Source organism: Microvirga sp. 2MCAF35, assembly GCF_052115545.1.
Lineage (GTDB): Bacteria > Pseudomonadota > Alphaproteobacteria > Rhizobiales > Beijerinckiaceae > Microvirga.
The window spans coordinates 1-356 of sequence record NZ_JBFRGW010000121.1; the positions used below are offsets into that span (position 1 = coordinate 1).

The following is a 356-nucleotide window of genomic DNA, read 5'->3' on the forward strand; positions in this document are numbered from 1 at the left end:
ACCCCATGCTTGGCGAAGTAGGCCGGCGTGCCGCAGACCACCCGCTTGTTCGTCGCGAGCTTGATCGCCACGAAATTCGGGTCGATGGCGCCGCCGATGCGGATGCCGACGTCGTAGCCCTCGCGCACGAGATCCACCACGCGGTCCGTCAGGTTGAACGAGATCTGCACTTCGGGATTGGCACGCAGAAACGCCGGCGCGTGCGGCGCCACATGCTTGCGGCCGAACGCGGCCGGGGCGGACACGATCAGGTGGCCGGTGGCCTTGTGCTTGCCTTCGGCAATCAGCATCTCGGCGCGGTCCAGGTCGGACAGCGCCTTCTTGCACTGCTCCATGAACGCCGCGCCCTGCTCCGT

The 356-nt window shown here is 67.1% G+C and carries 1 protein-coding gene; it reads right to left on the reverse strand.

Annotation, left to right across the window (positions count from 1 at the left end):
* Positions 1-356, reverse strand: a 356-nt coding sequence (locus AB4097_RS21565; protein WP_442043355.1) for a substrate binding domain-containing protein, incomplete at both ends; no start/stop codon positions are given.